This window comes from Streptomyces sp. BK340 (assembly GCF_007827595.1).
GTDB lineage: Bacteria > Actinomycetota > Actinomycetes > Streptomycetales > Streptomycetaceae > Streptomyces.
The window spans coordinates 1-14148 of the sequence record NZ_VISR01000032.1; the positions used below are offsets into that span (position 1 = coordinate 1).

Consider the following 14148-nt stretch of genomic DNA (forward strand, 5'->3'; position numbering starts at 1 on the left):
AGCCGGTGGCCGTTCATCTATGCGGGCATCATCCCGACGCCGGAGCAAACCCCCGGATCAGGTCGAACCCGTACACCATCTCCATGGACGCAACCTTTGCCCTGAATGCGGCGCTTCGATCCGCGTGTACCCCACCAACTACGGCCGATGGGTAAGCCTCGCCATGGTGGAACTGCCCGCTAAGGACGTCCCAGAGGCCTTCAGGTGGCGTTTGACGAGGCTCCCGGCTCGATCCATCCCTGCCGATATCGTGGCCGTACGGGTCCGTGGAATCGATCCGTTGCCGAGCGAACCCGTGGTGCCGGCTCACAGCATGATGTGCGTCCCCGACTGGGGTGAGCCGTAGGTCACGCAGCAGCGAGCGGTGAGCATGCACCGTGTCTCCCGCGTGCCCGATCGGGCGGCGAGCGGCGGGGAGCAGCGGGGAACACCGGAGAGCGACCCGAGAAACCGCAGGTCAGTGATTTGCCAGCTCAGACCGAATCCGCATACGCGATCTTCCAAGCTAGTGATCAATCCTCGAACGCGAAGAAGTCTTCGCTGGCAGCATGAGGCCCATGGCGGACTCTCTACTTGTGGCGGTGTAAGCGTCTTGGGGACGCTTGCCGGCGGCGGACTGACTGCAGCAGTTACGTTCCGGTCGGAACGGCGCAAGGATGCAGCCCTCGCAGAGCAGCAACGGCTACAGCTCCTGTCCGCTGAACAGCAACAGACGCGGCTGTTGCAAGCCGAAGAGCGTCGACAGATACGAGAGCTCCAGATCGATCACCGTCGGCAGGTGTATCAGCAGTTCCTGGCCGACGCCCATACCGTCAGTCACGATGGCGGCAGGCTTGGCGACATGATCATGCGCTCCCGTTACGAGGCGGTCGGCGACACCGACGCCCTCGCTGCCGAGCTCGACGCAGCAGTCAGGGCGGCCGGAGGCTCCGTACACAAGGTGCAGCTGGAGGGGCCGGAGGCGGTTTCGCAACTGGCTGACGAGCTTATGTTGTGTCTGTCCCAGCTACCTCCCACGCTCCGAACACTGCGGCGCTGGCGGCAGGACGGAAGCCGTGGCGGGCCGGGCGAGGAGACGCCCGCTGATTCGTGGTTCCAAATCCACTCGCGCCTGGATGACTGCCTCGACGCCTTCGTGGCGGCAGCACGCAGCGCCATGGATGATCTGCTCCGGGTGAGTGGGCCGGAACGATAGACAGAGCAGCTCAGCCGGGTGCACCGCGCCGCCGGCTGGGCCGTCCCTGGGCCGTCCGACGCCGCTCAGTGACGACCGATGACGCCTACTAACGACAGTCGTAGCGAGCGACCGGCCCCAGGTCACCCAAGTGGATCTGCGACACTGATAGAGCCATGCCTAAGCCCGGAGAACTCACTTTCGTAGCCCCGCGCGGAGCCAAGAAGCCGCCGCGGCACCTTGCCGACCTCACGCCCGCCCAGCGCAAGGAGGCGGTGGCCGAGGTCGGGGAGAAGCCGTTTCGCGCCAAGCAGCTCTCGCAGCACTACTTCGCGCGGTACGCGCACGACCCCGAGCAGTGGACCGACATCCCGGCCGGTTCGCGGGACCGGCTGCGCGAGGCGCTGTTCCCGGACCTGATGACCGTCGTCCGGCATCTGTCCACCGACCAGGGGACGACCCGCAAGACGCTGTGGCGGCTGTTCGACGGCACGCTCGTGGAGTCGGTGCTGATGCGGTACCCGGACCGGGTGACCATGTGCATCAGCTCGCAGGCCGGATGCGGGATGAACTGCCCCTTCTGCGCCACCGGGCAGGCGGGGCTCGACCGGAATCTGTCGACCGCCGAGATCGTCCACCAGATCGTGGACGGCATGCGGGCGCTGCGGGACGGCGAAGTGCCCGGCGGGCCCGCGCGGCTCTCCAACATCGTCTTCATGGGCATGGGTGAGCCGCTCGCCAACTACAACCGGGTCGTGGGAGCCATCCGTGCGCTCACCGATCCCGCGCCGGACGGACTCGGGCTGTCGCAGCGCGGGATCACGGTCTCGACGGTCGGCCTCGTGCCCGCCATCCACCGGTTCGCCGACGAGGGCTTCAAGTGCCGGCTCGCGATCTCCCTGCACGCCCCCGACGACGAGCTGCGCGACACCCTCGTCCCCGTGAACACGCGGTGGAAGGTGCGCGAGGTGCTGGACGCCGGGTTCGATTACGTCGAGAAGTCCGGGCGCCGGCTGTCGATCGAGTACGCGCTCATCCGCGACATCAACGACCAGGCCTGGCGCGGTGACCGGCTCGGGCGGCTGCTCAGGGGCAAGCCCGTGCACGTCAACCTCATTCCGCTGAACCCGACGCCGGGGTCCAAGTGGACCGCCTCGCGGCCCGAGGACGAGAAGGCGTTCGTGGAGGCGATCGCCGCCCACGGCGTGCCGGTCACCGTCCGGGATACCCGCGGGCAGGAGATCGACGGGGCGTGTGGTCAGCTCGCGGCCACCGAGCGGTAATCTGGCTGCGTTCCATCGCGTCCCATCACATCTTCATATTCCGACAGGGGAGCGCCACAGCGCTGAGAGTGCGGCAAGCGGGCCGCAGACCCTCTGAACCTCGCCCAGGTCATTCTGGGTAGGAAGTTCGGTCACCACTCATGCTGTTGCGCCCTGCCCGGGTTCGTGCCCGGGCAGGGCCGCGTTCTTCCTGGCCAACCCCAGGAGGACAACTCACGTGAACACCAAGACCCTCGTGGCCGCGGCGGTCGGCCTCGGCCTGCTCACCTTGTCCGCGTGCGGATCGACGGACGGCAAGGGCTCGGCGGACTCCAAGACCGTCACTCTCGTCAGCCACGACTCGTGGGCCGTCTCGAAGAACGTGCTCAAGGACTTCGAGAAGCAGTCCGGCTACAAGGTCCGGGTACTGCCGGGCGGCGACGCCGGTCAGGCCGTCAACAAGGCGATCCTGACCAAGGACAACCCGCAGGGTGACGTCTTCTTCGGCGTCGACAACACCCTGCTGTCCCGGGCTCTCGACAACGGGCTGTTCCAGCCGTACGAGGCGAAGGGCCTCGGCACCGTCGGCGCCGCCTACCAGCTCGACAAGGACAAGCACCGGGTCACGCCCGTCGACTACGGCGACATCTGCGTCAACTACGACAAGGCCTACTTCAGCGAGCACAAGCTGACCCCGCCGCAGACCTTCGCCGACCTCGCCAAGCCCGCGTACAAGAACCTCCTCGTCACCGAGAACGCGGCCACCTCCTCGCCCGGCCTCGGTTTCCTGCTCGGCAGCGCCGCGCAGTACGGCGATGGGGGCACCTCCCGCTCGAGCGAAGCCGAGAGTGGGGGAGGGTGGCAGGGCTACTGGAAGAAGCTCAAGGCCAACGGGGTCAAGGTCGTCGACGGCTGGGAGCAGGCCTACCGCCAGGAGTTCTCCGGCTCGTCCGAGGGCAGGAAGGCGGGCGGTGACCGGCCGCTCGTCGTGTCGTACGCCTCCTCCCCGCCCGCCGAGGTGATCTACGCCAAGAAGCGGCCCAGCACCGCGCCGACCGGCGTCGCGACCGGCACCTGCTTCCGGCAGATCGAGTTCGCCGGGCTGCTGAGCAACGCGAAGAACACCAAGGGTGCCAAGGCGTTCATCGACTTCCTGCTCTCCAAGGAGTTCCAGCAGGACATGCCGCTGAACATGTTCGTGTACCCGGTGGTGCAGGGCGCCGCGGTGCCCGACGACTTCACCAAGTACGGGCCGGCCGCCAAGGACCCCGAGACGATGGCCCCGGGCAAGATCGCCGCCAACCGCGACCAGTGGGTCAAGTCGTGGACGTCTCTCGTACTGAAGTAGCCACGAGGCGGACGCGCGGGAGCGCGGCGCGGCTGGGGCTCATGGCCCTGCCCGTCGCGTTCTTCGCCGTCTTCTTCGCCTGGCCCGTCGCCGCGATCGTCGCGCGCGGGCTGAAGGTGGACGGCGTCTGGCAGTTCGGGCGGATGGCGGACGTCGTCGCCCAGCCGGACATCCGGCACGTGCTGTGGTTCACCACCTGGCAGGCGGTCGCCTCCACCGCGCTCACCCTGCTGCTCGCCCTGCCCGCCGCCTACGTCTTCGCCCGCCTGGACTTCCCGGGCAGACACCTGCTGCGGGCCGTCGTCACGGTCCCCTTCGTGCTGCCCACCGTCGTCGTCGGCACGGCGTTCCTCGCGCTCGTCGGCCGCGGCGGTCTGCTCGACGACCTGTGGGGCGTACGGCTCGACACCACCGTGTGGGCGATCCTGCTGGCGCACGTCTTCTTCAACTACGCGGTCGTCGTCCGCACGGTCGGCGGGCTGTGGGCCCAGCTCGACCCCAGGCAGGAACAGGCCGCCCGGATGCTCGGCGCGTCCCCGCTGCGGGCCTGGCGGAAGGTGACGCTGCCCGCCCTCGCACCCGCCGTGGCCGCCGCAGCGCTGATGGTGTTCCTGTTCACCTTCACCTCCTTCGGCGTGGTGCAGATCCTCGGCGGACCCACCTTCTCCACCCTCGAAGTGGAGATCTACCGCCAGACCTCAGAAGTCTTCGACCTGTCCACGGCAGCCGTCCTCACCCTCGTCCAGTTCGTCGCGGTGGGCGCGATCCTCGCCGTGCACGCCTGGACGGTACGGCGCCGGGAGACCGCCCTGCGGCTCGTCGACCCGAAGATGACCGCCCGCCGGCCGCGCGGCGCCGGGCAGTGGGCGCTGCTCGCCGGGGTCCTGGTCACCGTGGCCCTGCTGCTGGTGCTGCCGCTCGGCGTGCTCGTGCAGCGCTCCCTCGACGCGCCGGGCTTCGGCTACTACCGGGCGCTCACCGACGCCGACGGCGGCACCTTCCTCGTGGCACCCCTGCACGCCGTGTGGACCTCGCTCGAGTACGCCTTCGCCGCCACCGCCGTCGCCGTGCTGATCGGCGGACTCGCGGCCGCCGCGCTGGCCCGCAGGGACGCCGGACGGCTCGTGCGCGGCTTCGACGCGCTGCTCATGCTGCCCCTCGGCGTCTCCGCCGTGACCGTCGGCTTCGGCTTCCTCATCTCGTTGGACAGGCCCCCGCTGGATCTGCGGCAGTCCTGGATCCTCGTCCCGCTCGCGCAGGCGCTGGTGGGCGCCCCCTTCGTCGTACGGACCATGCTGCCCGTGCTGCGGGCGGTGGACGGACGGCTCAGGGAGGCGGCGGCCGTGCTCGGTGCCCCGCCCTGGCGGGTCTGGCGGGAGGTCGACCTGCCGCTGGTGCGGCGGGCGCTGCTGATCGCGGCCGGGTTCGCGTTCGCCGTGTCTCTCGGGGAGTTCGGGGCGACCGTGTTCATCGCGCGGCCCGACAACCCGACGCTCCCGGTCGCGGTGGCCCGGCTGCTGAGCCGGCCCGGTGACCTCAACTACGGGCAGGCGATGGCCCTGTCGACGATTCTGATGGTGGTGTGCGCTGCGGCCCTGCTGCTCCTGGAGCGGCTGCGCACCGACCGGACGGGGGAGTTCTGATGCTGCTGAGCCTTGCGGACGCGACCGTGCGCCTCGGCGGGCGGCCCGTGCTCGACGCGGTCGGCCTCGATGTCGCCGAGCACGAGGTGGTGTGCGTGCTCGGACCCAGCGGCAGTGGAAAGTCGACACTGCTCAGGGCGGTGGCCGGACTGCAGCCCCTGAACTCGGGCCGGGTGCTGCTCGACGGCCGGGACCAGGCGGGCGTGCCCGCGCACCGGCGGGGTGTCGGGCTGATGTTCCAGGACCACCAGCTCTTCCCGCAGCGGGACGTCGGCGGCAACGTGGCCTTCGGGCTGCGGATGCACGGTGTGCCGAGGGGCGGCCGGGAGGCCGAGGTCGGGCAGTTGCTGGAGCTGGTCGGGCTGCCGGGAGCCGCCGGGCGGGCCGTCGCCGGGCTGTCCGGCGGCGAGCAGCAGCGCGTGGCCCTGGCCCGGGCGCTCGCGCCCAGGCCCCGGCTGCTCATGCTGGACGAACCCCTGGGGCAGCTCGACCGCTCGCTGCGGGAGCGACTGGTGGTCGAACTCAAAGAGCTGTTCGGCCGGTTGGGTACCACCGTGCTCGCCGTCACCCACGACCAGGGCGAGGCCTTCGCGCTGGCCGACCGGGTGGTGGTGATGCGGGACGGGCGGATCGCCCAGTCCGGGACGCCGCTGGAGGTCTGGCAGCGGCCCGCGGACGAGTTCGTGGCCCGCTTCCTCGGCTTCGACAACGTGGTCCCGGCGACCGTCGGCGACACGGCGGCGACCACCCCGTGGGGCAAGCTGCCCGTGCCCGACGGCTCGCCCCGGGGCAACCGCTCGCTGCTGGTCCGGCCCGCCGGTGTACGGCTCGTCGCGGCCGACGAGGGTCTGCCGTGCACGGTGACCGCCCGCACCTTCAAGGGCACCCATGTGGCCGTTCACCTCCGGCCCCGGGACGGCGGCCCGCGCCTGGAGGCGGCCTGCGCACTCCGGGACGCGCCGGAGGCCGGGGCCGAGCTGGGGGTCGCGTTCGACGCGGCCGAAATCGTGGTGCTCGGCTGATCACCTCACCCCTAGGGTGAGGGACATGACTTTGCTCACCCATGACCGTTACTGCGACGAAATCGCTCACCAGGTGGGGCAGTTGAGGGCGGTGCTGACCTCCGGCACCGACCTCGCGGCCACCGTGCCGACCTGCCCGGACTGGTCGCTGGAGGACCTCGTACTCCATGTGGGCAGGGCCCTGCGCTGGGTGGACGCCCTGGTGCGCACCCGGGCGAAGGAGAACATCCCGCAGGAGCAGATCCCGTTCGGTGCCGGACCCGAGGAGCGGGGTGACGCGGCGGCCCTGGACAAATGGCTGGCGGAGACCGGCGAACTGGTCGTGGGCGCCCTGCGCGAGGCCGGACCGGACACCGCGGTGTGGTCCTGGATCGGCATGTCCGACGCGGCCTTCTGGGCCCGCAGGATGACCCACGAGATCACCGTCCACCGCGCGGACGCCACGCTCACCGCGGGGGTGCCCTACGAGGTGGCACCCGAGGTGGCCGCCGACGCGCTGGACGAGTGGCTGGACATCGCCCTCTTCGTCCAGCGGCATCGTGGCGCTGAGGGGGCGCTCAGGCTGGACGGTCCGCCGCGCACCATCCACCTCCACGCCACCGACAGCGACCCGGCGCTGCACGCCGAGTGGATCGTCGAGCTCGCGGCGGACGGCGTCAGCTGGCGCCGCGGCCACGAGAAGGCCACCGTCGCCCTGCGCGGCCCGCTCACCCCGCTCCTGCTCGCCTTCTACCGGCGGCTGCCGCTGGACGCCCCCGGCCTGGAGGTGCTGGGCGAGCGCGAGGTGCTGGAGTTCTGGCTGGAGCGGTCCGCGTTCTGACGAGGACGACCGCGGCCCGCCCCCCTGGGGATCGGGGACGGGCCGGGTGAGGTGCGAAGTGAGGCGTCAGCGGCCGCTGCTCGCCCCACGCCGGCGCATGCCGAAGTAGACAGCGCCACCGCCGACGACGACCAGGGCGCCCGCGACACCGGCGATCAGGCCGGTGTTGGAGCTGGCACCGGTCTCGGCGAGGTTCGAGTCGGCGGCCGCCGGGGACGGCGCGTTGCTCGGCGCGCCCGCCGGGGCGGAGCTGCTCTCGGAGGCCGACGGAGTCGGGGTGGAGGTGGGGGTGGACGCCGACGGCTTCGGCGTCGGGCTGGCCGGCGGCGTCGGAGTCTGGGACTCCTCCTTCTTGCAGGCCGTCGACGGGGTCACCAGGTCGGGCTTGATGTCCTCGTCGACCTGGTCGCCGGCCTTGACGTGGACGCGGTAGGTGGCGTTGGGCTTCCAGTTCTCCTGGAAGTTCACCGTGGTGCCCTTGGCGGAGCCCTTGATGTCCTGCGGCTCGCCGACCTGCTTCTCGACACCGGCGGCGTTCTTCGAGAAGACGGTGATCGTGGCCGGGGTACCGGAGGCGTCCTTGTCGGTGACGACGATGACGCCCTTGTTGCCGTCGCACTGGGCTTCGGCGGAGAACTCGGTGATGTTGCAGGCGAGGGCCTGGCCGGCGACACCGAGGGCCAGCGCGGCGGAGGCGGAGGCAACACCCAGGATGCGCACGGAACGGCGGGCGCTACGGCGAGTTATGGACAACGTCTGTCCTTTTCAGAGTGCAGAACTGCGGGGGGCTGAGGGGGAGATGGGACGAGGGACGAGGTGATGCCCCAGCACCCCCAGGAGGCTCACAGGTTTATAAGCGCTCCATAAGAGTGTCAATGCATATGCCCGTGGCCGCCCTTGGCTTTGCCTGCTTATTAACTGCAGAGACGTTTCAACGCCTCCGGAGCCTGCTCGATCCGGTCAACGAGGGCGATACGGGACTCCATGGACCGCCCCCGCGCCAGCGACTGCAGCAGCGGCCAGGCCGGCAGTTCGCGTGTCCAGTGCTCCTCGTTCACCAGGACCATGGGCGTGGGCTCGCCCCGCGACTCGTAGTAGTTCGGCGTCGCGTTGTCGAAGATCTCCTGCACGGTGCCGGCGGCGCCCGGCAGGAACACCACCCCGGCGGTGGAGCGGGCCAGCAGGCCGTCCTCGCGGGTGGCGTTGGCGAAGTACTTGGCTATGTGCGCGGCAAAGGCGTTCGGCGGTTCGTGGCCGTAGAACCAGGTGGGGATGCCCACCGACTCCCCGCCGCCGGGCCAGCGTTCGCGCACCTCGAAGGCGGCCCGCGCCCATTCGGTGACGGACGGCCGGAACGAGGGCGCCCCGGCGAGGAGCCGGAGCGCCCCCTCCAGCATGCCGTCGTCGAAGGGGGCGGCGTACGCGCCGAGGTTGGCCGCCTCCATCGCCCCGGGGCCGCCGCCGGTGGCGACCGTGAACCCGGCGCGTGCCAGCTCCCGGCCCAGCCGGGCGGCTCCGGCGTACGCGGCCGTGCCGCGGGCCATCGCATGGCCGCCCATGACGCCCACCACCCGGGCGCCGGCGAGGAGTTCGTCCAGGGCGTCGGAGACGGCGTCGTCGTGGATCGCGCGCAGCATGGAGGCGAAGACGTCACCGTCGGCCCTGGTGCGCTGGAACCAGGCGTAGGCCCGTGCGTCCGGCGTCGCCTCGTAGCCCTCCTTCAGCGACGCGAACAACTCCTCGGGTGCGTAGGCGAAGCCGCGGTACGGGTCGAAGGGGAGCCCCGGGACCGGCGGGAACACCAGGGCGCCGGACGACCGGACGTGGGCGGCCGCCTCGGGGTCCATGGGGCAGCCGAGGAAGACGGCGCCGGTGGTGTCGAGGGTGAGCAGAGTCTTCGTACGGTCCGTCAGATCGACTGCCTGGACACGATGGTGGGCCAGCGAGCCGCGCTCGGCGACCACCTCGTCGAACTCGGCCAGGGACTCGATCTCGCGGTCGTGGGAGCCGTCGAGCGGCTGGGCGGGTGTCGGATGCACCCGCCCATGCTAGGCACGTCCGTGCGAACGGACCGGGTCAGCCCTGAACCGCCGCCGGGTCCATCCACATGACCTCCCAGGTGTGGCCGTCGAGGTCGTCGAAGGCACGGCCGTACATGAAGCCGTGGTCCTGCGTCTCGCCGCTCGGCTTCCCGCCCGCCGCGATCGCCTTGTCCACCAGCTCGTCGACCTTCTCGCGGCTCTCGGCGCTCAGACACACCAGCACCTCGCTGGACGTCGTCGAGTCGACGATCGCCTTCTTCGTGAAGGTGGCGTAGTGCTCCTTGCTGAGCAGCATCGCGACGATCGTGTCGCTGATCACGACGCAGGTGCAGTCGTCGGAGCTGAACTGGGGGTTGATCGTGTAGCCGAGCGCGGTGAAGAACTTCTTGGACGCCTCGACGTCGGCGGTGGCCAGGTTCACGAAGATCATCTGCTGGTACATGGGTCTGTCTCCCTCGGTCCGTGCGCTTGCCGGCGTTCGCTGGGTTGGACCCCGGGCCGCCGCGAAACTCATCGGCGGCCGGAGATCTTTTCCGGAAGGTCCTCCGGGAGACCTTCTCGTTCGACGCTCAGTGGGCCATCGGCAGCGCCGCCAGGTCGGCGATCGCCAGGGTGAGCGGGCCGAACACGGCGAGCAGCGCGGCCGCGCGGAGGGCGGCGGCACTGCGCAGCATCGCGGCGGGGGCGCCGAGGCGCAGCAGCGCGGCCACGGTGTCGGCACGGCACTGGCGGGCCTCGGTGGCCGCCGTCAGCAGGGTCGCCACCGTGCTGCCGGTGACCACGAGCGCGCCGAGGGTCGTCAGCGGGCCGAAGGAGGGTTCGGGGCCGTTGTACAGGGCGGTCAGGGCGTAGGCGGCGGACGCCACCGCGCACACCACGCCGAGGGGGCGGCCGATCCGGGTGGCCTCCGCCATCAGGCCCCGGCCGGCCAGCAGCCTGAGCGCGCCCGGCCGGACGGACTGCAGGACGCGCCCGCACAGATGGGTGAGGCCGGGGGAGGCGAGGACGAGCCCGAGGGCGGTCAGCACCCAGCCGACCAGGACGGTGAAGGCCTCGACCGGCAGGTCGGTGAGGTCCGGGGCGGGGGTGGTGCGACCGGCGTAGGCCTGCACGGCGAGGCCGGCGGCGACGGTGGCGACGCCCCAGGGCAGGCCCACGGGGGCTTCACGGGGCGGCGGGAGGGCGGCGGGGATGTCGGGCTCGGCGGCGTCCTGTTCCGGTGCCTCGGAGTCGGTGACCCCGGCGTGAGCCGCCTCGGGCGGAGTCTGCCGGGCGCTCTCCGGCTCCCCGGCGGCGGCACGCGGCCCCGCGGGGGCGAACAACCGCGCCCCGAGCCTCCCGCGCACCCCGGACGTCTCTCGCTGTGCCGCGTGACCGTGCGCACCGGAGCGGCCGGAGGCGCGGGTTGTCCTGGCGGGCCGGCGCGGGTCCCTGGGGCGCAGGGCGACGGCCACCGCCGTCGAGGCGAACACCGGGACCAGGCCCAGCAGGGTCAGGGCCGCCGGCACCGGGAGGGGCTGGTCCACGGCCAGGAACTGGGCCGCCGCGCCGTCGAAGGGCATGCCCGTCAGATCGCCGCGCAGGTGCAGGAAGACCAGCAGCGCCAGCATCGAGCCCAGGGCGGTGGACAGGGCCGTCGTCAGCGCCGAGACCGCCATCAGGCGGGCCGGGCCCAGGCCCACGGCGGACAGGTTCTGCCGGGGTCTGGTACCGGGGTCCGTGCGGGCCACCGCGAGCGCGAAGTACACCGTGGCGGCGAGCGGGACCAGGCACCAGGCCAGCCGCAGCACGGCCGCGCCCGGGGTCTGCGGGTGGCCCAGCGCGTAGCCCAGGGTGCCGAGCAGCAGGAAGCCGGTGCCCCCCGAGGCGGCGGCGACCAGCAGACGGCGCAGCTGGACGGCGGGCCGGGCCGCGCGGGTCAGGCGGAGAGCGAGCACGCGGCCCGGCCTTCCGTCTCCGGGGCGTCCGGCAGGTGCACGGTCTTCACGCGGCGCCCGTCCAGCAGGGCGAGCGCACGGTCGGCGAGGGCCGCCGTGTCGGAGTCGTGCGTGGCGAGCACGACGGTGATCCCGTGCGAGCGGGCCGCCGTGGTGAGCGTGCGCAGCACATGGGCGCGGTCGGCGCGGTGCAGCGGGGCCGTCGGCTCGTCCGCGAAGAGGACCGTGGGCCCGGGGGCGAGCGCACGGGCGATGCAGACGCGCTGGCGCTCCGCCTGCTGCAGCTCGTGCGGGCGTCTGCGGGCCCGGTCGCCGACGTCCAGCCGCTCCAGCCACTCCAGCGCGGCCACCTTGGCCCGGCGGCGGCTGGTGCCGCGCAGCATCAGCGGGAGGGCGGCGTTCTCCCAGACGTTCAGCTCCGGTACGAGCGCGGGGGACGGGTCGATCCAGCCGAAGCGGTCGCGGCGCAGCCGCTCACGGGCCATCGTCCCCAGCGTGTGCATGGGCGTGCTGTTGAACCAGACCTCGCCCTGCTGCGCCCGCACCAGGCCGGACAGGCACCTGAGGAGCGTGGTCTTGCCGCTGCCGCGCGGGCCGCTGACGGCGAGGATCTCGCCCTGCCGCACCGCGAGCGAGACACCGGCCAGGCCTGGCGAGCCGTCGCGGTGCGTGAAGTGCAGGGAGCGTGCCCACAGCACGTCGTTGTCCGGCGGGGCCTCCATGGGCGTACACCTCGGTTCTGATCCGTTGTTCCCTTGCTGCGTCCCCCGTCCGGGGGAACGAAGGCTGGGCCGATCGGTCACTGGAACGCTAGGCAGCCGCTACCGGGAGGCCGGACAGCACACGGCCCCGGGCCGCCGTTCTCACTCGAACGGACGGCACCGGGGCCGGTGTCGGTCATCCAGTCGGATGATCAGAGCTTGGTCCACGCCTCCGTGAGGGTGGCCCGCAGGATCTGCTCGATCTCGTCGAAGGTCTCCTGGTTGGAGATCAGCGGCGGGGCGAGCTGGACGACCGGGTCACCACGGTCGTCGGCGCGGCAGTACAGGCCGTTCTCGAACAGGGCCTTGGAGAGGAAGCCGTACAGGACGCGCTCGGTCTCCTCCTCGTTGAAGGACTCCTTGGTGTGCTTGTCCTTCACCAGCTCGATGCCGTAGAAGAAGCCGTTGCCGCGGACGTCGCCGACGATCGGCAGGTCGTGCAGCTTCTGCAGCGTGGAGAGGAACGCGCCCTCGTTGTCCAGCACGTGCTGGTTGAGGCCCTCGCGCTCGAACAGGTCCAGGTTCGCCAGGCCCACCGCGGCCGACACGGGGTGGCCGCCGAAGGTGTAGCCGTGCAGGAAGGTGTTGTCGCCCTTGTAGAACGGCTCGGCGATCCGGTCGGAGACGATGCAGGCGCCGATCGGGGAGTAGCCCGAGGTCATGCCCTTGGCGCAGGTGATCATGTCCGGGACGTAGCCGAACTTGTCGCAGGCGAACATCGTGCCCAGGCGGCCGAAGGCGCAGATGACCTCGTCCGACACGAGCAGCACGTCGTACTTGTCGCAGATCTCGCGCACGCGCTGGAAGTAGCCGGGCGGGGGCGGGAAGCAGCCGCCGGCGTTCTGCACGGGTTCGAGGAAGACCGCGGCGACGGTGTCCGGGCCCTCGAAGAGGATCTCCTGCTCGATCTGGTCGGCGGCCCAGCGGCCGAAGGCCTCCGGGTCGTCGCCGAAGAGCGGGGCGCGGTAGATGTTGGTGTTCGGCACCTTGTGCGCGCCCGGCACCAGCGGCTCGAAGGGGGCCTTCAGGCCCGGCAGGCCGGTGATGGACAGGGCGCCCTGCGGGGTGCCGTGGTAGGCGACCGCACGCGAGATGACCTTGTACTTGGTCGGCTTGCCCTGCAGCTTGAAGTACTGCTTGGCGAGCTTCCAGGCGGTCTCGACCGCCTCACCGCCGCCCGTGGTGAAGAAGACCTTGTTCAGGTCGCCGGGGGCGTAGTCGGCGATGCGCTCGGCCAGCTCCACGGCCTTCGGGTGGGCGTAGGACCACACCGGGAAGAACGCCAGCTCCTGGGCCTGCTTGAAGGCGGTCTCGGCGAGTTCCGTGCGGCCGTGACCGGCCTGGACCACGAACAGACCGGCGAGACCGTCGAGGTAGCGCTTGCCCTTGTCGTCGTAGATGTAGGTGCCCTCGCCCCGCACGATGGTCGGGACGGGAGAGTTCTCGTACGAGGACATGCGGGTGAAGTGCATCCACAGGTGGTCGTACGCGGTGCGGCTGAGGTCCTTCTGGGTCACGGTTATCGGGTTCCCCACATGTAGGTCTGCTTCTTCAGCTTCAGATAGACGAAGCTTTCGGTGGAGCGCACCCCGGGCAGGGCCCGGATGCGTTTGTTGATGACGTCCAGCAGGTGGTCGTCGTCCTCGCAGACGATCTCGGCGAGGATGTCGAACGAGCCCGCGGCCATCACCACGTACTCGACTTCCGACATGCCGGTCAGCGCGTCCGCGATCGACTCGACATCGCCCTCGACGTTGATCCCGACCATCGCCTGCCTGCGGAAGCCCACGGTGAGCGGGTCCGTGACGGCGACGATCTGCATCACGCCCTGGTCCAGCAGCTTCTGGACGCGCTGGCGCACGGCCGCTTCGGAGAGGCCGACGGCCTTGCCGATCGCGGCGTACGGCCGGCGGCCGTCCTCCTGGAGCTGCTGAATGATGGCGAGGGAGACGGCGTCCAGCTGGGGACTGTTGCCGTTCCTGGACTCGCGGGACGAGTCCCTCTGGTCTGCGCTTCGACTGGCCACGAGCTCACTGTGCACGACGTCTCGACAGTTTCGCAAGGCCGTATCGATGAAATTCGTTGTTTGCGAGTCCCAGTCTTGCGGATTTCGCAGAAGAGGCCGGGATGGGGGTGTTG

General features: G+C 70.8%; 14 protein-coding genes and 1 riboswitch. Of the genes, 7 read left to right on the forward strand and 7 right to left on the reverse strand.

Going from position 1 to position 14148, the window contains the following annotated elements:
- Positions 1-19: 19 nt before the first annotated feature.
- The 7 genes from FB157_RS48080 to FB157_RS39030 all read left to right on the forward strand — a co-directional run bounded on the left by FB157_RS48080 (position 20) and on the right by FB157_RS39030 (position 7269).
- On the forward strand, positions 20-346 hold the full coding sequence (locus FB157_RS48080; RefSeq protein WP_222441010.1) for a DUF6083 domain-containing protein: 327 nt from the start codon (positions 20-22) through the stop codon (positions 344-346).
- Positions 347-592: 246 nt separating this feature from the next.
- Entirely contained in the window at positions 593-1195 is a 603-nt protein-coding gene (locus FB157_RS39005; protein WP_145885471.1) for a hypothetical protein, read from the forward strand.
- A 155-nt stretch (positions 1196-1350) separates the two neighbouring features.
- The gene (gene rlmN, locus FB157_RS39010) at positions 1351-2457 is read left to right on the forward strand and encodes a 23S rRNA (adenine(2503)-C(2))-methyltransferase RlmN (RefSeq protein WP_145885472.1); all 1107 of its coding nucleotides are present in this window, start codon (positions 1351-1353) and stop codon (positions 2455-2457) included.
- Between the two features lie 35 nt (positions 2458-2492).
- Positions 2493-2600: riboswitch (TPP riboswitch) on the forward strand.
- 74 nt (positions 2601-2674) lie between these two features.
- Positions 2675-3784, forward strand: coding sequence for a thiamine ABC transporter substrate binding subunit (locus FB157_RS39015; protein ID WP_145885473.1), 1110 nt, complete (start codon positions 2675-2677; stop codon positions 3782-3784).
- Between the two features lie 41 nt (positions 3785-3825).
- Positions 3826-5427 carry an iron ABC transporter permease gene (locus FB157_RS39020; protein WP_145885474.1) on the forward strand — a complete coding sequence of 534 codons (1602 nt, stop codon included), beginning with the start codon at positions 3826-3828 and terminating at the stop codon, positions 5425-5427.
- Positions 5427-6449, forward strand: coding sequence for an ABC transporter ATP-binding protein (locus FB157_RS39025; RefSeq protein WP_145885475.1), 1023 nt, complete (start codon positions 5427-5429; stop codon positions 6447-6449). The genes FB157_RS39020 and FB157_RS39025 overlap by 1 nt, the downstream gene beginning before the upstream one ends.
- A 25-nt stretch (positions 6450-6474) precedes the next feature.
- Positions 6475-7269: a maleylpyruvate isomerase family mycothiol-dependent enzyme gene (locus FB157_RS39030; RefSeq protein ID WP_145885476.1), complete on the forward strand. Its 795-nt coding sequence runs from the start codon at positions 6475-6477 to the stop codon at positions 7267-7269.
- A 66-nt stretch (positions 7270-7335) separates the two neighbouring features.
- On the opposite strand, the gene FB157_RS39035 is transcribed toward FB157_RS39030, so the two are convergent.
- From FB157_RS39035 to FB157_RS39065, 7 genes are all read right to left on the reverse strand, one after another.
- On the reverse strand, positions 7336-8022 hold the full coding sequence (locus tag FB157_RS39035; RefSeq protein WP_186581885.1) for an LAETG motif-containing sortase-dependent surface protein: 687 nt from the start codon (positions 8020-8022) through the stop codon (positions 7336-7338).
- 161 nt (positions 8023-8183) lie between these two features.
- The gene (locus tag FB157_RS39040; RefSeq protein WP_145885477.1) at positions 8184-9308 is read right to left on the reverse strand and encodes an LOG family protein; all 1125 of its coding nucleotides are present in this window, start codon (positions 9306-9308) and stop codon (positions 8184-8186) included.
- A gap of 37 nt (positions 9309-9345) precedes the next feature.
- Positions 9346-9753, reverse strand: coding sequence for a VOC family protein (locus FB157_RS39045; protein ID WP_145885478.1), 408 nt, complete (start codon positions 9751-9753; stop codon positions 9346-9348).
- 127 nt (positions 9754-9880) lie between these two features.
- Entirely contained in the window at positions 9881-11248 is a 1368-nt protein-coding gene (locus FB157_RS39050; protein ID WP_145885479.1) for a hypothetical protein, read from the reverse strand.
- Positions 11230-11970 carry an ABC transporter ATP-binding protein gene (locus FB157_RS39055; protein WP_145885480.1) on the reverse strand — a complete coding sequence of 247 codons (741 nt, stop codon included), beginning with the start codon at positions 11968-11970 and terminating at the stop codon, positions 11230-11232. The genes FB157_RS39050 and FB157_RS39055 overlap by 19 nt, the downstream gene beginning before the upstream one ends.
- 191 nt (positions 11971-12161) lie before the next feature.
- The gene (locus FB157_RS39060; RefSeq protein ID WP_145885481.1) at positions 12162-13544 is read right to left on the reverse strand and encodes an aspartate aminotransferase family protein; all 1383 of its coding nucleotides are present in this window, start codon (positions 13542-13544) and stop codon (positions 12162-12164) included.
- On the reverse strand, positions 13529-14050 hold the full coding sequence (locus FB157_RS39065) for an Lrp/AsnC family transcriptional regulator (RefSeq protein ID WP_145885482.1): 522 nt from the start codon (positions 14048-14050) through the stop codon (positions 13529-13531). Before FB157_RS39065 ends, FB157_RS39060 begins: the two co-directional genes overlap by 16 nt.
- Between the last annotated feature and the right edge of the window lie 98 nt (positions 14051-14148).